This window comes from Yaniella halotolerans DSM 15476, from assembly GCF_000420805.1.
Taxonomy (GTDB): Bacteria; Actinomycetota; Actinomycetes; order Actinomycetales; family Micrococcaceae; genus Yaniella; species Yaniella halotolerans.
Map to the genome: position 1 here is coordinate 105165 of NZ_ATVQ01000002.1, position 25875 is coordinate 131039.

Here is a 25875-nt window from a genome sequence, read left to right on the forward strand (position 1 = left end):
AGTAGAAAGGTAAATCACCATGGAAGTTCTTCCCACGTTGTGGTTCATCCTCATCGCTGTGCTGTGGATCGGGTATCTGGTCCTTGATGGTTTCGACCTAGGTATCGGCATGTTGATGAAGGTTTGGGCCAAAAACGAATCCCAGCGCCGGGTCTTGCTCAACTCAATCGGCCCCGTCTGGGACGGTAATGAAGTGTGGTTGGTGACGGCAGCAGGAGCAACTTTCGCAGCGTTTCCGCACTGGTATGCTTCGATGTTTGCCGGGTTATATATTCCATTGACCCTCGCCCTGCTTGCACTGATTCTGCGTGCGGTATCCATTGAATATCGCGGAAAATCTCACAGTCAGATTGCACGCAACCTCTGGACGTGGGCAATGGCAGGAGGCTCGTTTGTGGCGGCCTTTACGATCGGTGCAATGCTGGCACTGACGACCACAGGTCTTCCACTGAATGAATATGGTGATCGCGTCGGTGGCCCGTTTGCCTGGCTCAACGGTTGGGCTATCCTGGGTGGACTGGCGGTTGTTGGCATCTCACTTGCTCAAGGGTGGGCCTTCTTGACGTTGAAAACCCTCGGCGCACCACGTGCCGCAGGAAACCGACAGCTTCGACGCTACTTACCGTTGTATTTCTTACCCGCGGCTAGCTGGGCCATCATGGTGGTGATGCGATACCCAAAGGTCTCCGCATGGGCCATGTTGACCATTGCAGCCTTGGGATTAGCGGTGGCATGGTTGGCATCGGGCCGTCGAAAAGAAGGCTTGACCTTCACCGGCATGGTGGTATTCATTGTTTTTGGGGTCGGAGCAATATTTACTGCACTGTTCCCCAACGTCTTGCCATCAACGATCAACGAGGCCTATAACCTCACTGTCGCCACGGCCTCGTCCTCGGACTATACCCTGACGATCATGGCGATAGTCACCGCGGTCTTCTTCCCGCTGGTCTTAGCGTACAGCGTGTGGAGTTATTGGGTATTCCGCCAACGTCTTGGAGAACAACACATTCCTGAGTCCGTTGTGGTGACACCGGTTTGATACCGGAACTTCCCGCTTCCCGTGCAGGACGTCGAGCACTGGTTGGGCTCGGCGTCCTAGCCCTAGTCAAATTGGCCGGTTGGATCCTTATCGCTGTTTCACTAGCACGCGGTATCTCCCAGCTCGCGGCAGCTCTGCCGGCCTCCGATGCTGCACAACTGCTGCAACTTCTCTTCGATTCCCCGCGTACAGCACCCGGCCTCATTGACACCCTGGTCGAGTTCACAACCAGTCCTGAATTCATCGTCACGCTGGGGCTCGGCTTCGGTGGTGCGGTATTGCGTGGTCTGGCCGAGTGGGGCCAGCAGGTGTTGGCTACCCGAGCAGCACTCGGTGAAAAAGAGCATCTGCGAGACCAATTGGTCCGTCATCGGCTTGCCGCAGCAGGGGCCCATGCAGATCGTGCTGGTGAAGATAGTATTTTGGTCTCGCAGGGCCTCGACGGGCTTGACGATTACTACACTGACTTTTTGCCCTCACTGGTTTCGGCGATGGTCATCCCATTGGGCCTAGGTATCTGGATTTTGGTGCACGACTGGTTGAGTGCTGCAGTGTTGCTGCTGACGATACCGCTGATCCCAATGTTTATGATTCTGATCGGCCGATATACAGAACATCGCGTAGCTGAAGCTGCCACGGGGTTGAATAAACTCTCGCACCATCTATTGGAACTTGCACGAGGGTTACCGGTGCTGGTGGGCTTACGTCGTGCCGGAATGCAACGCCAAGCCCTGCAGCAGGTTTCTGAAACATATCAGCGAACCACCATGAACACGCTGAAGGCGGCATTCATGTCAGGACTTGCACTGGAGCTGTTGGCATCGTTATCCGTGGCGATTATTGCCGTGGTGATTGGCGTTCGCCTTGTGAACGGTTCCATGGAGCTTTATGCGGGTATTATGGTGTTGACACTGGCGGCCGAAGTCTACCTGCCGTTTCGGAATATCGGTTCAGCGTTCCATGCTTCAGAAGACGGCGTAGAAGCACTGAAGCGGGCCAAGGCACAGATCAACCAGCCGATCCCAGAGTCCATGGCAACCGTGCTCGATGCTGGCTCCAAAGCGCCGACAGCTATTGACCTGACACACGTCACCATCTCCTATAAGGCCCTCCAAGAAATCCCTCGTGAGACCTATGCGGGCCCAGAGTATCTAACCCCGCAACAATTCTCCGAAGCACAAAAAGCAGCTCGCGACGAGCCGGTCGATAACGACGACGCCTACCTGCCCCACTATGATGTCGAGGTACTAGACCCCGTCATCACCAACATGAATTTACACCTCGAGCCGGGACAGTACACGGTACTGGGAGGCGCATCCGGCACCGGAAAATCGACCCTGCTAGCGGCAATGACCGGACTGCTGACCTCAGCCGAAGCCACGTTCGACGGCTCGGTACATGGCTTGGTTTCCAAACCGACGGCATATCTTAGCCAGCACCCGGTATTTGTAGCACACACCGTAGACCAAGAATTAGCCATGGTCGGTCAAGCGACAGCGGCAGAACTTACCGGGGGACAGTCTACGCCGAACATTGCCGAGCTCACCGGTCTCGCACTCAAGCATGCTGACCTGCCGAATACACACGCGCGCCACATTGACAATCTCTCTCCGGGGGAGCGACGTCGTCTCGGCTTCGCCCGGGTACTCATGCGATTGCTGACGGCCAGCGCTGTTGGAGCAACTCAGCAGCCATGGTTGGTGGCACTGGACGAGCCAACGGCACACTTAGATCACACATCGGCAACTCTGATACGCGGTGAGCTCCGGGCTCTAGCCAATGGCAACCTGCCCAATGGTCAGCAACTCAACGTGATACTCCTGGTGGCATCACATGACCGTGTAGTACACGCAGCAGCAGACCAATTGTTTGGGAATGTTGTGGTGGTCGATGCTCCCATCACCGACGAAGAGACAGCTGAGCCTACCGAGTCGTCGTCTGGACAACAACAGCCCGCTACGGTCCACTCCACCCGGCAGGTACGCCTCCGTGACTGGTTGCGCTACCTGCCTTTGAACAGCGGTCAGTTTCTGGCCGGCATCGGTTGGGCTACCGCAGCGTTTCTGGCCGCGGCATTACTGTCGGCACTCTCAGGGTGGCTCATTGTCCAAGCGGCTTATGAACCACCGATCCTGTATTTGCTGGCCGTCATTGTTGGGGTCCGGTTCTTTGGCACCGGCCGTGCTGTCTTCCGTTATGCTGAGCGAGTCACCGTGCATGATGCTGTCTTGTCGTGGGCTAATCGTATTCGACTTCGTGTTTGGGATGCGTTGGGCTCACACGCCATAGAATGGAATCGTCTTACCCGGTCGGGTGGGGCACTATCGGTATTGATATCAGATGTTGACCAACTGCGCGACGCTGTTCCTCGCGTTATCGTCCCCATTCCAGCGGCTGTCATCACCTGGGCCCTAGCTACCGGCATCGTAGCCTACATGGCCCCGGACTCCTGGTGGCCTGCTGTGGTAGCCGGGGTGGCAGCATTCATCCTCGTCCCCGTCATTGTCCGGCTCGTCGACGCGCGTACAACCACTGCGCTCGCAGACCATCGCACAGGACTTGTGACCGTTACTTCGCGTTTATTCACCGCAGCAGGTGACATGGCGACTAATGGCATGACAGATCGTGCAGCCAGTGATTTCGCTGCCATGGACACACAAAATACCGCCCCGTTGAAACGCAATGCCTTGGCCGCAGGTTTCGGCGATGGCCTCACCTCGTTGATCGCCGGCTGGGCGGCTGTCCAGACACTCTGGGTCGCGATCTCTAACGGGATTTCAGCGCCCAACACCGCACTGGTCGTGATGCTCATGCTAGCCATGGCCGAACCGTTCGGACGATTCAGCGAAGCCACCACAGAAGCCCGCAAACTTCATCATCAACTTGGCAAACTGCTGCCGATGCTCGAACAACAGGATGACCGTAGTCAACAGTGGGTTTTGTTGGAACATACCAATGATGATGGCATAGCGCGTATCAAGCTTGATGAAATTACTGTGTCCTATGGCAGGGCCAGCTCTGAGGTCCTCGACGGGTTGTCCATGGAGGCAACCAAAGGGGATTTCGTGGTTGTTGTCGGTCCTTCAGGATCCGGTAAATCGACGCTTCTGGCGGTATTACAAGGGTTTTTGCAGCCCCAGGGCGGCGCCTATACGGTCACGGCCGCCGAGCCTACCGCACATGAGGCGTTGCAACATGTGGCTTGGTGCCCGCAAGAGGCTTATCTGTTTGACTCCACGCTGCGTTCCAACCTGGCATTATCCCGCGACCCGGCGCACCGACCCACCGACGCCGAACTGCACGATGTGCTGCAAACCGTCGGACTGGGTGACTGGATAGCTACGGCACCGCATGGGTTAGACACCCGACTGGGACCATCGGGTCACTTCATCTCGGGAGGACAACGCCAGCGTGTCGCTGTAGCCAGAGCGCTCCTGGCAGATGCCCATGTCGTGCTACTGGATGAACCTACGGCGCATTTGGGCGCAGATGAAGCAGCGGACCTCATCGACGACCTCAAGCGCGCTCTCGTCGACAAAATCACCATCATGGTGACGCATGATCAGCGATTCGCGACTGCGGGAAGACCAGTGCGCCTATAGGGCTATGCTTCAGACGAAACGTCTTCTCCTGAGGCAGGTGACGCGCCAGCGCCGATGACCCCAATCGCGGAATCCAACATAATGCCAGAAGCATCACGGTCTGAATATTCCTGTGGAAGCACCCGGGCGACTCCGCCAACCGTGGAGGCTAATGGATGGGGCCCAGCCCAGGCCAGCGCCAAGCCCAGTTCGCCGCGCAACATGCGGTGGGCACGGATTCCTTGAGTATTGCGGCCCTTGGGCGCAAACTCCACCAATTTTGTGAGCTTCGCCGTCGGCGCGGACTCGAGCATACCGTCGTCAGTGGCGGTAATCGTTACCACCGTGGCCTCATCCACTTGGGCGGCAGGCGCAACTGTGAAGGACAGTACCTGGTCGCCTTCAACGAGTTTCATACCGGCAATACCGCTACCCGCACGTCCTTGCGGACGCACCAACTCGGCGGCAAAGCGCAATAATTGCCCCGCATCGGAAATAAAGACCAGCTGATCGTCGTCATTGGCAGCAACCGAACCGCCCACGACTTTGTCATCACCTTTGAGCGTGATGGCCTCGAACTCATCTTGGTTCAGGGGCCAGTCGTCATGCCGAACCCGCTTCACCACACCATCACGAGTACCCACGGCCAACACCTGATTCAATGGCACGAGGGCTATAATCTTTTCGCCTCGCTGTAGTGTCACAAAATCAGTGGCTTTCACCCCATCAGCCAGCGTCGGCGTGGCAGTAGGTTGCTCTAATGCGGGCAGCTCAACAGTATTGAGACGAATCAAGCGTCCGGTATCCGTGAGGGCACCGACTTCACCCCGTGCTGTGGTTGCTACCACTGACGTGTAGACGTCGTGACGACGGCGACGGCCCTCGGCTGTTATCGGCGTGCGATCCTTTGTACGCAGCAGCCGACCGGAAGCAGACAGCACTGCCCAACAAGGATCATCTGGCACTAACAGGGCGGAGGCGGCAGCTGCTCGCTCAGTTTTGGATGATGATGCGGTGATTGCCGGTTCGAGTTCTTCGGACTTGACCAACTTGGTGCGGCGCTCATCACCAAACTGTTCAGCTACTGCAGCTAACTCATCGGAAACCGCCTCCCGGAGTTTCGCACGAGAATTCAGGATGGCTTCCAATTCTTCGATTGCGGCAATAAGGTCATCCCGCTCGGTCTCAAGATCTAAACGGGAGAACTTTGTCAGTTGCCGCAATCGGAGTTCCAAAATGTGGTTGGCCTGGACCTCGGTGAGATCAAAAACCAACATGAGACGTTCCCGGGCTGCAGCGGCGTCGTCGGAAGTACGAATGATTTCGATAACCTCGTCGATATCGACGAGTGCGAGCAAGAGACCTTCGACCAAGTGGAGACGGTCTTGCCGTTTGCCTAGGCGGCGGGCAGTACGACGACGTACCACGGTCAACCGGTGATCAATATAGACGGCCAGAAGATCCTTGAGTCCCAAAGTCTGCGGCTGGCCATCAACGAGGGCCACATTATTAATACTGAAGTTTTCTTCTAGCGGTGTGTGTTTGTAGAGCTGGGCCAGGACCGCCTGGGGGTTGAACCCAGATTTCAGCTCGATGACCAACTTCAGGCCGTTGTGACGGTCGGTGAGGTCCATGACATCGGCGATTCCGGTGACCTTTTTGTTGTTAACCGCATTTTTCAGTCGGTCGATGACTCGTTCTGGCCCAACACCGTAAGGCAGTTCGCTGACGACGAGGCCGGTGCGACGAGCTGACACCTGTTGAACATCAACGGTGGCTCGCATAGTGAACCGGCCACGTCCCGACTCGTAGGCCTCTTTGATGCCATCAAGACCAACGATGCGGGCTCCCGACGGCAGATCGGGGCCGGGGACGAACTTCATCAAAGCCTGAGTTTCAGCCTCGGGATCCTCCAGCAAATGACGCGCGGCCGCAATGACTTCACCCAGGTTGTGCGGTGCCATATTGGTGGCCATGCCAACCGCAATCCCAGCCGCACCGTTAACTAACAAGTTGGGGAACGCAGCGGGTAAGACTGACGGTTGCTGCATTTGATTGTCATAGTTCGGCTCGAAATCGACCGTGTCTTCGTTGAGATGAGCGGTCATCGCCACGGCAGCCTGAGACATGCGCGCTTCAGTGTAACGAGATGCAGCCGGTCCGTCGTCAACAGAACCGAAGTTACCGTGGCCATCAACCAGCGGTAAGCGGAGGTTGAAGTCTTGTGCGAGACGGACCATAGCGTCATAGATCGCCGAGTCGCCGTGCGGATGGAGTTTCCCCATCACCTCGCCCACTACACGGGCGGACTTCACGTGGCCTTTATCCGGGGAAAGCCCCATCTGGTCCATCATGTACAGGATCCGTCGCTGGACTGGTTTCAGGCCGTCCCGTGCATCCGGTAGCGCGCGGGTGTAAATCACCGAATAGGCATACTCCAAAAAGGAGTGTTCCATCTCGGAAGCGACATCAATGTCGACAATGTTCTGGTCTTCAAGCGGTACAAGTGCAGCACTAGCTTTCGCAGAAGACCTCTGGTTTGAACGTTTTGACATCTGACCTTTCCTGTCACGTGGTTCCCACGGCCTGAATGTGGATTAAGATAATTATATGGCTGAACAGAAAACCAAACGCCCATATCCGGCCCACTGGGAAGCCGATGTGCTGTTACGCGATGGTGCGACGGCTCGGCTGCGCCCGGTTTCTCCAAACGATGCCGATGCACTCCAAAAATTGCACGAGGGTCAATCCCAGGATTCTATCTACTTTCGCTATTTTACGTATAAGTCCCAGCTTTCGGCTAAAGAGTTGGAGCGTTTCACCGTAGTTGATTACGTAGACCGGGTCGCTTTCGTCATTCTTCTGGGCGATGAGCTCATGGGTATCGGCCGTTATGACCGTTTAGGCAACGCCACCGAAGCTGAGGTAGCGTTCAACATCGCTGACGCCCACCAAGGCCGCGGCCTAACATCAATTTTTATGGAACACCTGGCCGCTGCAGCCAAGGAAAATGGGATCCGCACCTTTACCGCCGAGGTCTTGCCCGAAAATCGCAGAATGTTGTCGGTGTTTCAGGCAGCCGGCTTCGAAACCTCCCGATCGTTTGAAGACGGCGTAGTTGTTGTTGAATTCCCGATTGACCCCACCGCGCGAGTCCGAGCTGTTATGGAATCTCGTGAGCACCGTGCTGAGGCTCGATCTGTGGCTGAATTGCTGCGCCCAGAATCCATTGCGGTTATTGGTGCGTCGCGGCAGTGGGGCTCGATTGGCTTTGCCCTCCTCGAGAATATTCTCGAAGGCGGTTACACCGGCCCGGTGTACGGGATCAATAAGGACGCCCTTGAGATTGCCGGGATGATCTCGCGTGCGTCCCTTGCCGAAGTACCCCAAGATATAGATCTTGCTGTTATCGCAGTGCCGTACGACCAAATACGGTCCGTTGTTCAGGACTGTGCAGCACACGGTGTCAAAGGCCTCATCATGGTCACCGAAGGCTTCAAGGGCGAAGAAGGTCTCGCTGAGCAGCGTCGGCTTGTGCAAGTCGCGCGCCGACACGGCATGCGGGTTATCGGACCGGCTTCAGCAGGTATTATCAACACCGATCCAGATATTAGCCTCAACGCCTCGGTCTCACCGACGATGCCACGGCACGGGTCGATCGGTTTGTTTTCACAGTCAGCACCCATCGGTGCCATGCTCTTTACTGCAGCACAACAGCGAGGGATCGGTGTTTCTTCGATGATCAATGCTGGCAACCGTGCCGATGTATCAGGCAACGATGCCATGCAATATCTGGAGGACGATCCCAATACCAGCGCTGTAGGGCTCTATCTGGAATCTTTTGGCAATCCACGTAAATTTTCACGAATTGTGCGCCGCTTGGCCCGCAAAAAACCTGTAGTCGTCTCCAGATCACATGGCATGGGTCGCCGCATCCCACCGGGGCACTCCACGAGAACCACCGAAGCACCGCGTGGGACGGTACCTTCGATGTTGCGACAAGCCGGCGCAATCGAGACAGATAGTTATACCGAGCTGATTGATATTTTACAGGTGTTGGCCTGCCAACCAGTACCGGCAGGACCACGGCTCACGGTCATTGGCAACGCTCCGGCTATTAACAGGCTCACCCTGGAAAATGCTCGAAGTGCTGGCCTCGAAGTTGTTGACGTCCAGGATGTTGACATCTTGGACGCTGAGCATACGGTAGACCAGGCTATTGAGACCTTAACGAAGACCATTAGGGACGCTCTCGACGCGGGGCAAACCGATGCAATCATCGTCTTAGTGCAACCCAGCATGTATCAGTCGGATGGTGACGCTCGACGGATCGCGCAAGCTATTACTGATGCCGGGGGAGACACAGATGTGAGCATCATGGCGTCGTTTACCGCGGTTCTCGAACAGAGTTTCAGTCCTACAACAATTATTGGTGAAGGGAAACTTCGAGAGCAATTGACCGTTGAACCCGATGACCAAACCAGTAGCCCAAGACAGTATGGGCTACCACTGTTCTCGTCCGCAGAACGAGCCGTTGCAGTGTTGTCTGAGTTGGTCCGGTACCGTGCCTGGCGGGATGCCGAGCAGGGGATTGCAGTGGAGTATGAAGATATCGACCGGTACAAAGCCGAAGAACTCGTGACTGCATGGACTGAAGAGGCATCAGGTACCGAACTGCTGAAGCTCTCCCGAGCTCAAACCGATGAGTTACTAGGCTGCTATGGGATCAGCGTTCTGCCATCCCGCCGGTTCCAAAGTACAGATCAAGCCTTAGAGTATGCTCAAGAATTCGGGTACCCCGTCGCGTTGAAAGCCGATAATTCAATCTTGCGTCACCGGCTTGATTTGGGTGGTGTACGACTAAATATTGAAAGTCCAGAAGCCCTACGAGCCAACATAGACTCGATGCGCGAAGTGTTGGCTCCGTATGGGGCCCCTTCTATTGAAGTTCAAGCGATGGCGCCCCCGGGCCAGGGTTGCATCGTCGCTGCTGTTGAGGACCCGCTCGTTGGTCCGGTGTTGTCTTTCGGCATCTCCGGTGACGCCGTAGAACTTTTGGATGACTGGGTGCATGTGGTGCCGCCTCTATCAGATCACGATTTAGATCGACTCCTCCGCACACCTCAGGCATCGGCTAAGCTCTTTGGTTACGGTGACATTCCTGCTGTCGACACCGAAGGCATAAAAGACCTCCTTGCCCGAGTTTCTCAGTTGAAGGATGATTTGCCCCAAGTCGCACGATTGCGGTTTAACCCGCTGCTAGCCGCGCCCGGTGCTGTCACCGTGCTGAAAGCAGAATTATATATTGCGAATGCTGCCATACGTACCGACTCAGCGCGCCGTGCGTTGTTGATTCACTAGGAATAAAGGACGAAACACATTAATATGCCAAACCCCGTACTGCCAGCCGAACTGGCACTCGATATTGAACGTGCAGGGTTTTACCCACAGCTAGTCGCCGATGTTATGGGACAACAGCTGGGTGCGCGTGAGATTTTGTCGCATTACGTGCACGTGGAAACACACTTCGGATACGACGATTTGCACCGTCATATTACTGTGCTGGTATTGGCTGCAGGTAATGTCTTGGCTGCCCTGCACCTCAATGATCTGCAAGATGAGCCGCAAAGTGCAGCGCGAGCTTCGGTAGCTACCGAAATCGTGCCATTGTCGAAAATTGATTCGTGTGTGGTCACCACCGGTTACGATGCTCCGCAACACTATGAGCCGGGCCAAGCTCCATCGGAAGTCACACTGGTACTGAGCTGGGCAGGTGGAGCACGAATGGAATTTCTGCCCAATCTCTGTGACGATCCTGAGTGTGAAGCCGACCATGGCTATCTCGCCACCCGTATCGCTGAAGACCTGGTTCTGCGCATTGCTGGCAAAGCCGATGGACAGCCCGCTGTCGACAAAGCCCTGGCGTTTAGTCGAGAGCTTCGCGATGCAATCTTAGAGAACGCATAGTAACGATGGCTTTACCTACCGGCTACTCGAAGCATCGCAACCTCACGCATGTATTTCCATCGCTAGCTGCTAGTCTCGGCGCAGACTTTAAGAATATTCTGCAGCTGCCAAGCTCTCGGTCGGCGATACTCTTGCTCGTCGATGGTCTGGGATTAGAGCAATTGGAACAGTTTGCCGCGCACGCACCATTTCTGCGAGGTAAGTTAAAGCAACAAACGAGGGCTCAATCTGAAATGTCGTCGGTGTATCCCTCGACCACTGCCGCCGGTTTGTCATCTTTAGGCACCGGTCTCGGGCCCGGGGAACACGGTCTCATTGGTTATGACGTCTATGACCCGCAGCGACAAGTGGTCGTGAATCAATTGGGTGGCTGGGACGAACGAACTGACCCAGTAGCGTGGCAACCCAATCCCACGATTTTCGAGACGCTTAATGCCCAACGTCAGGCGGGTGATCATGCGATCGAACCGATCACCGTATCACTGTCAGCTTTCGAAGAGTCTGCTCTGACACGAGCTGCGCTACGTGGGCCCCGATTTGTTGGCCAAAACGATCTGGCGAAGCGTTTTAACCAGGCAGCACATGAAGCGCAGCATCCGGGAGCATTAATTTACCTATATGTTAATGAGCTCGATAAAGCGGGACATGCAAGTGGTCCTGGTTCAGCACATTGGTTAGAAGTTCTGGAAGAGCTCGACTTCAATATGCGACGGTTGAGCCGAAAACTCGCTCCGGACACTCTCGCGGCCGTGACGGGTGATCACGGGATGATTGAGGTCAAGCCGGAAGATCGTATTGATTTTTCGGCTCACGGTGAGTTAATCGAACACATCGCACATACAGCAGGCGAACCCCGGATGGTGCAACTACATTTTGATTCGGATGCCAGCACAGAGCAAAGAGCAGTAACCAAGAATGCATGGCACCAATACTTTGGCGATCGTGCATGGATCGCGACCCGTGAAGAGGCAATTACAGCAGGTTGGTTTGGCAACGTCGCAGACCACGTACGACCACGCATCGGCAATCTCATCGTTACGGGCTACGAATCGATCGCATTATACGACGCGCGTCATGCTGCACCACACAGCTTTGCGATGGTAGGACACCACGGTGCCCCGACAACCGCTGAAGTTCGTGTTCCCTGGGTTGTCTTTAAGACCCCATAGCCGCGTTGAAGAATCTGGCGTGGTTAGGAATCTTTACGGGTACCAAAGATTATCTCGTCCCAGCTCGGCACAGTCGGGCGGCGCCGTGGACGACTCGGTTGTTCTGATTTCTTGAGAGCCTCAGCGGTCTCGTCCTCGGCCATGTCTTCAAATGCGTCAGTCTGGCCTTCTAGCTGTTGGTCTGCACCAACGTGGTCACGAGTTTCGTGCTGGCTGTCGTCCTCTCCTGCGATAACTTCCTGGCCATCCCATTCAGAGGGATCATCGGCATCAGTGTCAGACCAAGCCACTTCGTATTCGGTAGTCCATTCAGCTTCGTCCTCATCAGTAGCACCATCGTTTTGCGATACCACCAGCTTAGGCCGCAATGGAGTCGCAGGTTCTTCGTCACGGGTAATCATGGCGGCTAATTCATCGTCGGATTCTTCATCGACTCCCAAACGCTGGCCGCGCCGAGCATGAAGCACGTCTAAGAGCTCTTCATGTGTTTCATTACCGGTATAGGGGTGGGATTTCTGCGAGGTAGCATCCGACTCAAGGTCAAACGGGGTATCCGAGACGGTTGATAGGCGACTACGCGTGGAGGTGGAAGACACCGGGGAATCGGCAGGACCGAACTCGCTAAGCACCTGTGCCCAGCGGTTCGAGTTTTCCAAGTGCTGAGACTGCAGTTTATAGGACCACAATGCGGGCGGTGGATCACCAATTGCGGAGTCACCGAGACCTTCAACTGAAAAGTTGGCCGAAATCGTCCAGAGAGTCGAATCTGCTTGGCGCCAAGCGTCCCATTGGACCGTTTCTGGGTCGAGTCCCATGGCTTGAAGCCGGTGGTCTACCATTTCGCCGAGCAAAGCGGGTTCGTCGCCGAAAACCGCTTCATACGCATGATTGCCCAACTGTGGCGCGGCAACCTCGAGTTCTTGGGCTTGTCTTGCGATCCAGTCGCGTTCAGCGACGATAGGAGTGGCGTATACGCCCAGACGGTCTCGATCCATGTCGTACTGGGCAGCGAGCTCGTCGACCGTGAGTCCCGCACGAAGCATTGCCTGGATCTCGCGAGGGGAGAGCTCCGTTGCCGCTTCGTCCGCAGCGGCAGCTGACGGACGTCCTATGGGACGTGTTGCAGCGTTGCGTAACGCGTCATTGATCGGCAAATAGAACTCTTCGCCATCGGTATTGGACAAAACAAGCTCGTCGCCATTGTCGGCGACTCCCACTAAGCGAAGCCGACGAGCCGAATCGTGCGTGATAGATGAACCCATGCAAGGCCTCCGAACGTATACTACTTCTTTGTGAACTCTGCCATGAAAGCCTCGAGATTGCTTGGAATTTGCCCGGTGTGGCGCACTATTTCGCAGTCAGTTGAGACACATCTTGTACAGCAGAATATTTCGACTTGCAATGTTGGCGTCAATAAGGTTAGATCACCTCGAAAACGTTGAGTCAGAATCCGCCTAAGGTGAATCTGACTCACAGATGTCAAGTGACGTGATAAAACGTAGAGCACATCTGAACCACAGCATCAAAACATGATGTGACCACCTACCGAATGCGAGATTCATGGCTACGGATTACGACGCCCCCCGCAAGAACGACGACGAGCTTCGCGAGGACTCTATTGAGGAACTCAAAAACCGTCGAACTGATACTCAGTCGGCTGTTGTAGACGAGGACGAGGCGGAAGCTGCCGAGGGCTTTGAGCTGCCTGGCGCCGATCTTTCCGATGAGGAATTGCAAGTCACGGTTCTCCCTGCCCAGTCGGACGAGTTCACCTGTGCTTCTTGCTTCCTGGTACGGCACCGCTCCCAGGTTGCTCTAGAAGAAGACGGCATGCTCTACTGCACTGACTGCGAGGGCTAATTCATTGTCTATGCGCTCGGTCGCATAGTCGATCAAAGCAAACAACAAAGGGGCTCTACCGTGTACACACGGTCGCCCCTTTGCTTATGTTAAGCCGGTTAGTCGGCTGAACCCTATTTCTCTTGTTGTGTTCTATCTGAGGTTTGCTCGGCCTCTAACTGTTCACGCTCAGCATCGATCAGCCATTGCGGGATATCTTCTTCGTGATGCTTGTCGTGATCTTCTTGCGTGAACATCGCCCCGCCAAGAACATTTACGAGATCTTCGGGTCTATTTGTTGAAGTCAGCCAATACGGAGTGCGGTCTTGCTTGTCTTCAATTTGGATGCGCACGACTGGTTTCACCCAGCTGCGTAAGTGAAGGTAGGCCAAGCCATGGAGTTTAGGTCCCCGTTGCTGAAAAGCATCATCGCCACGGAAGCCGGTTACGGTCCCTACATATTCTCGCTCAATTGTTGCTCGACCAACTTGCACATGGGTTGTGCTTACGCTGATATCTGTTGTTGTCGATAGCAGTACAAAGGCCGCAATTGCTGCAACAACTATTCCGGAGCCAATGCCCCATCCGGTCCCAAAGGGGGCGAGGGTCAGCCAGCCAATCCCTCCGGCTAACAGCACCATCAACCACATTGGCCACGTGGGCCGCAACTTCTCGTGATACACGATCGGGGATCCACCCGGCCCATTTGGCTTCTCAGCATTTTCAATCATGCGTCCCAGTTTACAGCTCCAGTTGAAGGCGCCATCATATTGGGCAATAGTGGTTCGTGGTGACTAGACTATGACCCTGTACCACTGATATAAACCCCAGGAGCGTGCGCTACATGACAGCCACACCGTCAGACCACGGACACTCACGACGTCAGCTGAGTGTTGAGCTGAAAATGTTAGATGACGGTATTGCGGCACCTCGATACGCCCTGCCTGGCGATGCGGGCGCAGACCTCAGCACAACCATCGACGTTTCACTTGCTCCTGGGGAGCGTCAGCTCGTTCCTACGGGCATTGCGATGGCTATCCCAGAAGGGGTCGCTGGGTTTATCCATCCCCGTTCTGGACTGGCGGTGAGAGCAGGCCTCAGTGTCGTCAATGCTCCGGGCACAATAGATGCTGGGTATCGCGGCGAAATCAAGGTCCCGCTGATCAATCTTGATCCACGCGAGACGATTCACTTGGCACGCGGAGAAAGAATCGCGCAATTAGTCCTACAACCTGTCTACCAGGCTGAATTTACAGTCGTTGATGAACTGCCAGATTCCATCCGTAAGGATGCTGGTTTTGGTTCCACCGGAGGTTTTGTGCCAGGCCCTTAGCCTGCACTACGGTCCTACTGAGTCAAGAGGAGAATTTTTCACGATGCTTTTTGGACGCAACAGAAACGTTCAAGCTGAAACGGTCGTTCTGCCGGAGCATTTGCGGGGTCCAGAAGATGCGCCTGCCGCTGATGAGCGACCGTCAGGGCCTTTTGATATCTCTGAGGTCGAAACGCGTGACTTCAGTAAAGGATATATGGACCTCGGCGCAATAAAAGTGCCAATGCGCAAGAAGGTTTCTTACCGTCTGGAACAAGAGCAAACAAAACAAAAAGTTTTTGCTGTCTCAGCTGTATACGAAAACTCAACCCTTCAAATTCAGGCGTTCGCTGCACCGCATTCCGGCGGACAGTGGAATGAGATTCGCCAGGAGATGTTTGATCAAAACAAGTCGGCCAAAGGTGCCAAAGTCACCACTGAAGAAGGCGAATTCGGTAAAGAACTTCTGATCCGAATACCGGCAGAGCTACCTGACGGTCGTAAAGGTGAAAGAATTGCCCGATTCCTAGGCATTGACGGCCCTCGGTGGATGATCAGAGCGATGATCATGGGCAAAGCCGCACTCAACCAAGACCAAGCGGCCCTCCTGTATGACATATTGAAAAACACGGTGATCGATCGCGGGGACCAACCGCTGCCAGCGCGGCAAATGTTGGAATTGACACCACCAGAAAATGTTCAAGCCGCAATGCGCGAAGCAGCAGCCCGCCGCCGTCAAGAAGCCAAAGCGCAACAACAAACCAAGCAGAAATAGGAATCGGTTCGAGGCCCAATTCGTACTGACAAGCCGGAAACGAGCACAACATTGACGCATGCTGATCAGCAGCCAGACGACAAAGACCAACTCAAGAAAGTTGCTGAGCGTCTTGCCGGAAACACGTCGGTAACTTCCTCAGGAGGCTTGGACCTCATGGCTTCCGTTGGCGGTCTACGAGGGATCGCCGAGGCCATTGTCCCCGCTCTCGTGTTTCTGGTGACCTTCGTCGTCACTACAGATATCTGGACATCTGCAATCTGGGCCGTAGGCCTAGCAGCTCTGGCCAGTGTCCTCCGACTAATACAGCGCCAACCACTCACACAAGCTTTAGCCGGCGTCATCGGCGTTGCGGTTTCGGCAGCAGTTGCGTTGCTCCAGGGTGATGCACGTGGATACTACGTCATAGGCTTCTATGTTTCGGCAGCGTATGGTCTCGCGTTTGCAGTTTCCATGGCCTTCAAGTGGCCGATCATGGGGCTCATCTATGGCTGGATTCGCGGTGAAGGGCTGACGTGGCAAAAGGATCTTGTCCGACGCAAGAAGTATCAAATTGCCACCTTCCTCATGGTGCTGGTCTTTGCATCACGACTTATTGTCCAATTGCCAATGTACTGGGCAGATGATGTCGTAGCCCTGGGGACTGCTCGACTCGTGATGGGCGTACCACTATACGCACTCGTGCTCTGGTTTGGTTGGCTGGTATCTCGTCCGACAGCAGACAGTGGGCCTTATTCCTACACTCATCGAGACGATGGAGAGTCTGAACCAGGCCCGGGGGTGGAGCCACGAGTATGACCCTTCAAGACACAGTGATACATCACACACGGGTGGGGGATACTATGGTGGTCAAGACATTGATAACTGAATTAGACGTGAAAATCGGTTTGCCGAGATTCACCGCAACACAACACTCACACCACAATTTGAAGCAGGCCGATCAATGACAAGCACCGGTTCACAAACTGCCGCGCATCTGGCAGCACATGACAAAGATGCTGGCGAGATTCTTACCCTAGAAATAGGAGCCATGGCCCACGGGGGACATTGCGTCGCGCGCCATGACGGTCGTGTCATCTTCGTGCGACATGCAATTCCTGGCGAAATAGTCAACGCAGCTGTTACCTCTGGGGGAGAAGACGCACGGTTTTGGCGTGCCGATACTGTATCGGTTGTCCGTCCGTCTGAGTTTCGCCGATCCCATCAGTGGAAACTCGCAGATTCTATTCGCGCGCATGCTTCCGGACGCTACCCAGTTGGTGGAGCTGAGTATGGGCACATCACTTTGGAACACCAGCGTCGTCTCAAAGCACAGGTGTTCCGCGATACGATGACTCGCATTGGCAAGCTCAATGTTGAGGCTCAAGTCGTCGGTATAACTGAAGATGAGCCCACAGGCCTGCATTGGCGCACCCGCAACGCATTTGCCGTTACATCGACGGGTCGTCTGGCAATGAACGTGCACCGTTCCGCAACTGTAGTGCCGGTTCGCAATATTCCATTGGGGGTGCGTCAGCTAGATGCACTGCAACTCTGGGACATCGATTTTAGTGGTGCCGGTCGTGTCGAAGTAGCAACTCCAGCCCATGGAGAAGAAGTACTCGTCGTAATCTTCCCGCTGGAATCTGTAGTTGCTGATAAGAAACTTCTTGAACAGCATATTGCCCAGTGGCGTAAGCGAATGATTCACTTGCCGTCCAAAGTTTCAGTCGTCGTTGGATTGCGCTCGAAACAGTTTGGTCCCGTAGAGCTCGTGCGACTCCGCGGCCGGACATGGGTGAGGGAACTCGTTGAGACTGAAACCTATGGCGCCCACCAATTCCGCATCTCTGGCGACGGGTTCTGGCAAGTGCACCGGGACGCCCCTGAAACACTTGTCAATGCAGTTATGGCCGCTCTCGATACCCAGCCGGGGCAAGTTATTGCAGACCTCTACGGCGGCGCAGGACTGTTCTCCAAGTTCATTGCAGATGGTGTGGGAGAAAACGGCGTGGTGTTGTCCGTTGAAGCGTCACCAGGCGCCTCACGAGATGCACGAAAAAACTTGCATGACAAGAAACAAGCATTTGTGATCAACGGTCTCACAGATCGTATTATCGGGTCCTGGTTGCAACGTCCGGACGCGCCCATCGAAAAGGGAGGCCTAGGTGGTCGACAGGTCGACGCGGTCGTGCTGGATCCGCCTCGTTCGGGTGCCGGACGCGCGGCTATTACGCGAATCCATCAGTTAGATGCCGAGAAAATCGTGTACGTCTCATGCGACCCTGCATCGTTTGCTCGAGACACCAAATGGCTGGTCGAACACGGCTGGGAAATCGAGGAAAGTACCATTTACGACCTCTTCCCAGATACCTTCCACATGGAGACCGTGACCGTCTTCCGACCCTCCGCTGCTTTGAGACAATCACGCACTCACAGCTGAGGCGCGTTAGAATAAAAGCCACACCGCCTTCGCATGCGATGAACCGGGCTGGGCGGTTCGCACCGGCAATGCCCTGATGTGTCACCTGCATGCTTAGAGGGTCAGCGCTAACACAGGACAATTGAATCGCCCTGATACGGGCGGGAAAAGAGGAGTCCACTGTGACTACAGTAGATAGCTTCGGTTCCAAAGGCGTCTTGAACGTCGATGGTGCTGAGTACGAAATTTTTCGACTCAACAAGGTCGAGGGTTCGCAGAAACTTCCCTACTCACTGAAAATTCTGCTAGAAAACCTGCTTCGCACTGAAGACGGTAAGAATATCACCAAGGATCAGATTCAGGCCCTAGCCAGCTGGGATCCATCGGCTGACCCAAGCACCGAAATCCAGTTCACTCCGGCACGCGTCCTGATGCAGGACTTCACCGGTGTACCGTGTGTTGTTGACTTGGCAACCATGCGTGAAGCCATCACCGATCTCGGCGGTGACCCTGCACTGGTGAACCCGCTGGCACCGGCTGAACTGGTTATTGACCACTCGGTACAGATCGACCACTTCGGTACCCCAGACGCAGTTGAGCGCAACGTTGAAATTGAATACCAGCGTAACGGTGAGCGCTACCAGTTCCTCCGCTGGGGACAGACCGCATTTGACGATTTCAAAGTGGTTCCTCCTGGCATGGGTATTGTCCACCAGGTCAATATTGAATACCTGGCACGCACCGTGATGACCCGCGAAGTCAACGGTGTACTGCGCGCCTACCCAGATACCTGTGTTGGTACTGACTCCCACACCACCATGGTCAATGGTCTCGGCGTGCTTGGCTGGGGCGTCGGCGGTATTGAAGCCGAAGCAGCAATGCTTGGTCAACCCGTCTCGATGCTTGTACCACGCGTAGTCGGTTTCAAGCTCACTGGTGAAATTCCAGCCGGCGCGACCGCAACTGACGTTGTACTGACCATTACCGAAATGCTTCGCGAACACGGCGCCGTGGGCAAGTTTGTTGAATTCTACGGTGAAGGTGTTGGCTCAGTACCACTGGCTAACCGAGCAACCATCGGTAACATGTCGCCAGAGTTCGGCTCGACTGCAGCCATGTTCCCGATTGATGAAGTCACCCTGGACTACCTGCGTCTGACCGGTCGTTCCGAAGAGAACATTAAACTGGTTGAGGCCTACGCCAAGGAACAGGGCATGTGGCATGACCCATCCAACGAAGTTTCCTACTCCGAATACATGGAACTGGATCTATCGACGGTCGTTCCGTCGATCTCAGGACCACGTCGCCCACAGGATCGCATCATTCTCGACGATTCCAAGGAACAGTTCCGCAAGGATATCCATGACTTTGCAGACGCCGATGAGGTTGGCGTCGGACGTCCATCCCGGACCGCCGATGTGGCACTCAGCAATGGTGACGAATTTGAACTGGACCACGGTAAGGTAGCGATCGCATCGATCACCTCGTGCACCAACACCTCCAACCCATCGGTCATGATGGCTGCTGCTGTCCTGGCACGCAACGCCGTCGAGAAAGGTCTCACCTCGAAACCATGGGTGAAGACCTCCGTGGCACCTGGCTCACGCGTTGTGACCGAGTACTACGAAAAATCCGGTCTCATTCCACACCTGGAAGAACTTGGTTTCTCCATCGTTGGTTATGGTTGCACGACTTGTATCGGTAACTCTGGCCCACTTGCTCCAGAAATCTCCCAGGCGGTTAACGATAACGACCTGGCAGTGACCTCGGTGCTGTCTGGTAACCGTAACTTCGAAGGTCGAATCAACCCAGACGTCAAGATGAACTACTTGGCCTCACCACCTCTGGTCGTTGCATACGCACTCGCCGGCACCATGGACTTCGATTTTGAAAACGAACCACTGGGACAGGACAGCGAAGGTAACGACGTCTTCCTGTCTGAACTGTGGCCAGACCCAACCGAAGTTCAGCAGATCATTGATCGTTCGATCGATACTGATATGTTCAACGAAGAATATTCGACTATCTTCGACGGCGACCACCGCTGGCAAGAACTTGATACCCCAGAAGGCAAGACCTTCGAATGGGATCCAGAATCCACATACGTACGGAAACCTCCCTACTTCGAAGGTATGACTCTTGAACCAGAACCAGTCGAAGACGTTGCTGGCGCACGGGTCCTGCTGAAACTCGGTGATTCGGTAACTACTGACCACATCTCTCCTGCAGGTGCCTTCAAGTCCGATACTCCAGCTGGCCGGTACCTCATTGAGAACGGTGTAGCACGTAAGGACTTCAACTCCTACGGCTCGCGCCGTGGTAATCACGAAGTCATGATTCGCGGAACCTTCGCAAACATCCGTATCCGCAACCAGATGTTGGATGGCGTCGAAGGGGGCTTCACCCGTGACTTCACCCAAGAAGGTGGACCACAGGTCTACGTCTATGACGCCGCGATGAACTACCAGGAAACCAATACACCACTGGTTGTTCTTGGTGGCAAGGAGTACGGCTCCGGTTCGTCACGTGACTGGGCGGCTAAAGGTACAGCACTCTTGGGCGTGAAGGCAGTTATCACCGAATCATTTGAACGTATTCACCGTTCAAACTTGATCGGTATGGGGGTTCTACCGCTTGAATTCCCAGCGGGCGAATCAGCAGATTCACTCGGACTGACCGGTACTGAGACCTTCGATATCGCAGGTATCAGCGAACTTAACAACGGCACGACCCCCGAGACTGTCCATGTCACTGCAACCAGTGAAGATGGCAACAAGGTTGAATTCGACGTCAAGGTCCGTATTGACACTCCAGGTGAAGCCGATTACTACCGTAACGGTGGAATCCTGCAGTTCGTACTACGTCAGATGGCGACAAAGAACGACTAGTCTCCATGCGACGTACCGCACGTCAATAATCTGACACCTGGATGGCCCGAAACCCACACGTGGGTTTCGGGCCATCTGTTTTGTTTACTCCATCTGAGCTGAGGACTGTAGAATTTCAATAGAACCTTCAGCCCGAGACCCAAGGACGACAGTGACAATAGTTCGCATGTACCTTCAGAGCCCAGACTTCAAACGCCCGACGCACTACAGAGAAGCTTGGTGGGAAGAAGAAACCAAGGAGTTCGTACTTCATTACGGCAAAGTGGGGGAGATAGGTACCACGAAAGTTGAATCAGTTTCCAAGCCGAACGAAGCAGAAACCTTGCTATCGTCTTTCCTCGAGCAATGCCAAAACGACAGCTACGTTGATGTTGATCAGATCGTCCAAGAGAACTGTACGGTCACGATCAAACAAAAGGGTCAAGACCCAACTTCTGTGGAATTCACGAACGCGGAAAAGTTTCTCCAGGAATATACAGCGTTACTAGCTTGGCGTGGGATCGGAGCGGTTCAAGACTGGCAAGCAGTTCCAGGTCAAGGAAAATTTGTGTTCGAGGTTCGAAGTGTCCACCGCAATAAGGCCATGAAGTTAGCTTCGCAGGCAATACAAAAGACGGACATCCGTGCAGACCGTCTCAGCATGGAAGGGCGGTAACCATGCAGTTTCGACGTGTCGGTGACTCTGGTCTCGTCGTCTCGGCTATCGGTTTTGGCTGTAATAATCTTGGGCGTCCTAATTCTCCAACGCAGGACATAACAACGGCTGTAAGAGTTGTTCGGGCAGCGGTAGACGCAGGGATAACCTTTTTCGATACAGCAGATGCATATGGAAAAACCCCAGGCCAATCCGAGCAGTACCTTGGCGAAGCACTCAACACGGTGCGTGAGCAAGTGATCATCGGGACAAAGTTTGGCATGGACATGCGAGGCAGTAACGGTGTAGATTTTGGCGCTCGAGGATCGAGACAGTACATAGTCAAAGCTGTAGAAGCTTCTTTGCGCAGGCTGGACACCGAATACATAGATCTGCTGCAATACCATACCCCGGATCCACTTACCCCTATCGACGAGACCCTCGGTGCACTAGACCAACTGATTGCAGACGGTAAAGTGCGCTATATTGGACACTCGAATATGTCCGGGTGGCAAATCTCTCAAGCCCACTATGTAGCCAAAGAGTTGGGACGAGAACGCTTTATCTCGGCACAAAATCATTACAATCTTATGGATCGTCGTGCCGAACTTGAAGTGCTCCCGGCAGCAAAGACCTTTGGACTAGGTGTCTTTCCATACTTTCCGCTGAACAATGGTCTGCTCACTGGAAAATATCGTCAGGATGCAGCACCGGAAGGGTCGCGACTTTCCTATGTGCGCCAGCATATGGTCACCGAGGCTAATTGGGAGCAGCTGACGCAGTACGCTAATTTTGCTAGAGAACGTGGAATTACCGAAGTTGAGGCATCATTTAGCTGGCTTTCGGCTCAGCAACCTGTGGCATCAGTTATTGCGGGGGCCACACGAGTGGAGCAAGTACAGCAAAATGCGAGTGCTCTAGACTATGAAATGACGTCCCACGATTTGGCTATCCTCGATGAGATGTTCCCGTCACCCGACCGAGTTGCCCTTTATTAGGGGCGTCGAACATGTTTCGTCAAACCCATTTGAAACTTCTTTGTACATGGCTCAGCCGAAAGTAGATAGAAATCATAAGTAGCATTATCGATATCGCGGTAACTCTGGGTGCAATCGCACTTGTTGTCTTTATGACGTGGTCGTTGTGGAGTCTGAGCCGCTCACCGTTGAACCCGACCCAACGCGTCTGGTGGATGCTAGCTGTCCTCATCTTGCCCGGGGTCGGAACCTTTGCATGGTGGTGGTGGATCAAATGTCATTACCCCCGTCGCAAAGCTCTTGATCCTGATTGGGATCCTTCAGTGAACAAGTATGCTCGCGGACACCAAAGGCGACCACGACCGAGCCGGGGCCGGTACAAACAGGTCGGCGACTCGTAGGCAGACTACTTTGGCTCTACCTCAACTAAGATCCAGCCGTCTTCTGTCGAAGCATTGTGTTTGGTCAGCGGTAATTGCGCAGGGCCGGCGATAGCCTCGCCAGTTGTCTTATCAAATTTTGAGGAATGACAAGGACATATAAAGGGGTCAGTTGTGTCTTCGCTTGCTCCAACTATGCAACCTTGATGCGTACATACGGCCGAATAAGCTCGGACGGTTTCGTCGGACTCCCGATATATGAGGATCTGGTCGCCGCCTACGGCTTGCTGTATGGCTTTGCCCACGGGGAGCTCATCCAATTTAAGAGCTTGAGTCCGGACGCCGCCCGAGAACGTTTCTTGCTCGGGACCACTGGAACACGCTCCCAGAGTTACGGCTGCCGTGGCAAGGCCGCTTGCTGCGAGAAAGGTTCGTCTTGAGGGGTTATGCTGACAACAACTCATGAGACCTGCGCTTATTCTTCTAAAGGGTCGGGATCAAGTAAGGCAACAGTGATGACAGCGGAGGTTGCCTCTATTTGCCATGGACGTGCTCCCAAATCGGTGAGCCGACGTTCGACTGATTCAGGCGTAATAGGTTCAGGAGGACGCCAGCAGATTTCCCGTAAGGTTTCGGGAAGTAGGAGATTCTCTAGTGGCATGTTCTGATCAGCAGCCACTCGTGCTAGACGATTGCGGCAGGTTTGGAGTCGGCGCGCTGCCAGAGGTTCCTTGTCACGCCACGCCTTGACGGCCGGTGGCGATTGGGAGGACGCCCTCATGGGAGGCACCTTGTCCGGATCCTGAGCAATCTTTATGCCGTCCTGGATCGCCTGTAACCAGCGCCTTGCGTCACGAGAGGCAGCCTTGCGACGCATCCGTGGAATTTTCATAAGCTGCGGAACAGTTCTTGGCTTTGCTTTTGCGACCGCTACCAGAGACCGGTCATTCAGGAGTTTTCCTGGTGGGAGATCTCGCGACCTGGCCAACTTCTCACGAGTTGTCCACAATGACTTTACGATCGCCAGAGTCCGACGATCAGTGATCTCATGGATTCCCGACGTGCGTCGCCACGGATCTTTACGTGGCGGTTTGTGCGGTCTAGTAAGGAGGGAGTTGAACTCTTCGTAAGCGATTTCTAGCTTATGAGCTGCTTCGAGTTCTTGGATGATTACTTCGCGAAGTTCGTGCAAGAGTTCTACATCGAGTGCCGCATAGTTTCGCATATCCTCTGGGAGAGGGCGGACTGACCAATCGGCAGCTGAGTGTTCTTTGGCCAAGGTGATATTGAGTTTGTGCTCAAGAAGCGCAGATAAACTCACTTTGTGGTAGCCGAGGAGACGCCCGGCTAACTCAGTATCAAAGAGGCGGTCGGGCCATAAACCGGCCTGTCGCAACGATGGAAGATCTTGGATGGCAGCGTGCAGAATCCATTCGACACCTTCGAGCGCTTCCTGAACCGGGCACAGACTGTCCAACGCTTCGGGATCCAGCAGCCATATTGAATCATCTTGACGTTTGAGCTGAATGAGGAAAGCGCGTTGTCCGTACCGGTAGCCACTTGCCCGTTCAGTATCAACTGCTACCGGGCCGGTCCCGGAGCGAAGTTTATTGGCAACGTGCGCAAGCTGGGTTTGGGTATCTACGATTGGGGGTATCCCACCGACTGGCTGTTCTATGAGGGTCGGTTCGTTGTTGTGATCTTGAGAATCTTGACGGGCGTGCTCGCGAAATTCCTCAAAACCATCTGCGGTGAGATGCCTGCTAGAAATCGTTACTTCCTTCGGATTGGATTCAGCGGGATTACGCCCTCTGAAACGGGTGGCAAACCGGCGAACGTGCACACCATATCGGTCCAAGCTGTTAAATGTCTATTTAGGTTATCACCGGCGGGTGTCCACGAGGCCCGGAGTTCAAGATCGGTGGTTTCGGTTTGCTGATCGAGTATGCCGAAGCCTTTAGAGAGAACTCTAGTGGCGGTGCCACCTGGTTGCCGGTACGTGGCTGAAGCTTCGTCGAGCGATTCTAGGATCCAGGTCCAAGCGACCTCCGTTAGGAGGGGATCTTCTCCAAGGTCAGTCTCTACACTCGTCCGAATGTAGGTGACGATACGAAAATTGCCATCCCAAACATCAGAATGTTGACTGTCGTATAGCAGGATAAAACGACCTACAGCATGCGCTTCGCCGTTCTCATCCGCGATCTCGGCGGCCATTGCGACTGCATACGGGGCCAGCTTGGAAGGAGCGGGGACTTCCACAATATCAACCTCGGCGCGCGTGTCTGCTTGCCGCAGCTCATCAAGGGCGACTCGAAAAGTCTGCGGTGCATCATGGAGTGCTTGCGCGTGGGATTCTTGTGGATTCACATTCCTAGGTTAAACCCGTACTTGAAGGATTCGGTGGCGGCGCGCCGCATGAAAACAATGACACGTTTATTCCGTCGATTTTGTCAAGTTCAAGCTGAGCGAATTGAGACAATAACGCAGGTCAGTTGGAGTGTCGAAGCCCTCGCCGGCAAATACGTGCCCGAGGTGCGATTCGCAGTTTGCGCAGAGAACTTCGACGCGAGTCATTCCCATGGAAGTGTCCTCGACGTAGGTGATTTTCTCGTTGTCTGTTGGCGCGTAAAACGAAGGCCAACCGCAACGTGCATCAAATTTTGTGTCGGACTGAAAGAGCTCTTCACCGCAAGCTCGGCAAGAATACGTTCCTACGTCTTCGGTGTCCCAATATTTTCCGGTATACGGTCGTTCAGTACCTGCTTGACGGAGCACATGGAAGGCTTCCGGGCTGAGGCGTTCTTGCCATTGCTTGTCGGAAAGCGACTGAGCTTCTTCACGAGACAATCGTGGGGTAGCATCGGCGGGAAGATCTGAGGGAGTAGTCATGAGAACAATCTATCGTGGAGAAAA

General features: G+C 54.5%; 20 protein-coding genes. 13 read left to right on the forward strand and 7 right to left on the reverse strand.

The window, feature by feature from the left end:
• Positions 1-19 precede the first annotated feature (19 nt).
• The gene (gene cydB / locus G583_RS0108055; protein ID WP_022870673.1) at positions 20-1039 is read left to right on the forward strand and encodes a cytochrome d ubiquinol oxidase subunit II; all 1020 of its coding nucleotides are present in this window, start codon (positions 20-22) and stop codon (positions 1037-1039) included.
• Positions 1036-4641: a thiol reductant ABC exporter subunit CydC gene (gene cydC, locus G583_RS0108060; protein ID WP_029629398.1), complete on the forward strand. Its 3606-nt coding sequence runs from the start codon at positions 1036-1038 to the stop codon at positions 4639-4641. The genes cydB and cydC overlap by 4 nt, the downstream gene beginning before the upstream one ends.
• A gap of 2 nt (positions 4642-4643) precedes the next feature.
• On the opposite strand, the gene G583_RS0108065 is transcribed toward cydC, so the two are convergent.
• A complete protein-coding gene (locus G583_RS0108065) occupies positions 4644-7175 on the reverse strand; it encodes a DNA gyrase/topoisomerase IV subunit A (protein ID WP_022870674.1) in 2532 nt (843 codons plus the stop codon).
• 55 nt (positions 7176-7230) lie between these two features.
• Here G583_RS0108065 and G583_RS0108070 point away from each other — a divergent pair, with 55 nt between their 5' ends.
• From G583_RS0108070 to G583_RS0108080, 3 genes are read left to right on the forward strand one after another with little or no spacing between them, the layout of a single operon-like run.
• Positions 7231-9981 (forward strand): bifunctional acetate--CoA ligase family protein/GNAT family N-acetyltransferase, encoded by a 2751-nt coding sequence (locus G583_RS0108070; RefSeq protein ID WP_022870675.1) that lies wholly within the window; start codon positions 7231-7233, stop codon positions 9979-9981.
• Between the two features lie 24 nt (positions 9982-10005).
• Positions 10006-10587: a DUF5998 family protein gene (locus G583_RS0108075; RefSeq protein WP_022870676.1), complete on the forward strand. Its 582-nt coding sequence runs from the start codon at positions 10006-10008 to the stop codon at positions 10585-10587.
• Between the two features lie 5 nt (positions 10588-10592).
• Positions 10593-11756 (forward strand): alkaline phosphatase family protein, encoded by a 1164-nt coding sequence (locus G583_RS0108080; RefSeq protein ID WP_022870677.1) that lies wholly within the window; start codon positions 10593-10595, stop codon positions 11754-11756.
• Positions 11757-11779: 23 nt separating this feature from the next.
• On the opposite strand, the gene sepH is transcribed toward G583_RS0108080, so the two are convergent.
• Entirely contained in the window at positions 11780-13018 is a 1239-nt protein-coding gene (sepH, locus tag G583_RS0108085; protein WP_022870678.1) for a septation protein SepH, read from the reverse strand.
• Between the two features lie 298 nt (positions 13019-13316).
• Between sepH and G583_RS0108090 the strand changes: the two genes are divergently transcribed.
• Positions 13317-13616, forward strand: coding sequence for a DUF4193 domain-containing protein (locus G583_RS0108090; RefSeq protein ID WP_022870679.1), 300 nt, complete (start codon positions 13317-13319; stop codon positions 13614-13616).
• Positions 13617-13729: 113 nt separating this feature from the next.
• Here G583_RS0108090 and G583_RS15085 read toward each other — a convergent pair whose 3' ends face one another.
• Complete coding sequence (locus G583_RS15085) at positions 13730-14326, reverse strand: DUF3093 domain-containing protein (RefSeq protein WP_022870680.1); 597 nt, start codon at positions 14324-14326, stop codon at positions 13730-13732.
• A gap of 113 nt (positions 14327-14439) precedes the next feature.
• Between G583_RS15085 and dut the strand changes: the two genes are divergently transcribed.
• From dut to G583_RS0108135, 7 genes are all read left to right on the forward strand, one after another.
• A complete protein-coding gene (gene dut, locus G583_RS0108100; protein ID WP_022870681.1) occupies positions 14440-14928 on the forward strand; it encodes a dUTP diphosphatase in 489 nt (162 codons plus the stop codon).
• Between the two features lie 43 nt (positions 14929-14971).
• Complete coding sequence (locus G583_RS0108105) at positions 14972-15682, forward strand: DUF3710 domain-containing protein (RefSeq protein ID WP_022870682.1); 711 nt, start codon at positions 14972-14974, stop codon at positions 15680-15682.
• A 51-nt stretch (positions 15683-15733) separates the two neighbouring features.
• On the forward strand, positions 15734-16480 hold the full coding sequence (locus tag G583_RS15090; RefSeq protein WP_022870683.1) for a DUF3159 domain-containing protein: 747 nt from the start codon (positions 15734-15736) through the stop codon (positions 16478-16480).
• A gap of 145 nt (positions 16481-16625) precedes the next feature.
• Complete coding sequence (locus G583_RS0108120; RefSeq protein ID WP_022870685.1) at positions 16626-18104, forward strand: class I SAM-dependent RNA methyltransferase; 1479 nt, start codon at positions 16626-16628, stop codon at positions 18102-18104.
• 161 nt (positions 18105-18265) lie between these two features.
• Positions 18266-20971, forward strand: coding sequence for an aconitate hydratase AcnA (gene acnA, locus G583_RS0108125; RefSeq protein ID WP_022870686.1), 2706 nt, complete (start codon positions 18266-18268; stop codon positions 20969-20971).
• A gap of 166 nt (positions 20972-21137) precedes the next feature.
• Positions 21138-21626, forward strand: coding sequence for a hypothetical protein (locus tag G583_RS16355; RefSeq protein ID WP_051129677.1), 489 nt, complete (start codon positions 21138-21140; stop codon positions 21624-21626).
• A gap of 2 nt (positions 21627-21628) precedes the next feature.
• On the forward strand, positions 21629-22603 hold the full coding sequence (locus tag G583_RS0108135) for an aldo/keto reductase (protein WP_022870688.1): 975 nt from the start codon (positions 21629-21631) through the stop codon (positions 22601-22603).
• A gap of 385 nt (positions 22604-22988) precedes the next feature.
• Here the strand turns inward: G583_RS0108135 and G583_RS17115 are convergent, their stop codons facing one another.
• The 4 genes from G583_RS17115 to msrB form a co-directional block, all read right to left on the reverse strand.
• A complete protein-coding gene (locus tag G583_RS17115; RefSeq protein WP_084677327.1) occupies positions 22989-23426 on the reverse strand; it encodes a Rieske (2Fe-2S) protein in 438 nt (145 codons plus the stop codon).
• An 11-nt stretch (positions 23427-23437) separates the two neighbouring features.
• Complete coding sequence (locus tag G583_RS15100) at positions 23438-24820, reverse strand: HRDC domain-containing protein (protein ID WP_245540606.1); 1383 nt, start codon at positions 24818-24820, stop codon at positions 23438-23440.
• Positions 24736-25329, reverse strand: coding sequence for a DUF3000 domain-containing protein (locus tag G583_RS15105; protein ID WP_022870690.1), 594 nt, complete (start codon positions 25327-25329; stop codon positions 24736-24738). Before G583_RS15105 ends, G583_RS15100 begins: the two co-directional genes overlap by 85 nt.
• Before the next feature lie 66 nt (positions 25330-25395).
• Complete coding sequence (gene msrB / locus G583_RS0108150; protein WP_022870691.1) at positions 25396-25851, reverse strand: peptide-methionine (R)-S-oxide reductase MsrB; 456 nt, start codon at positions 25849-25851, stop codon at positions 25396-25398.
• Positions 25852-25875: the final 24 nt, after the last annotated feature.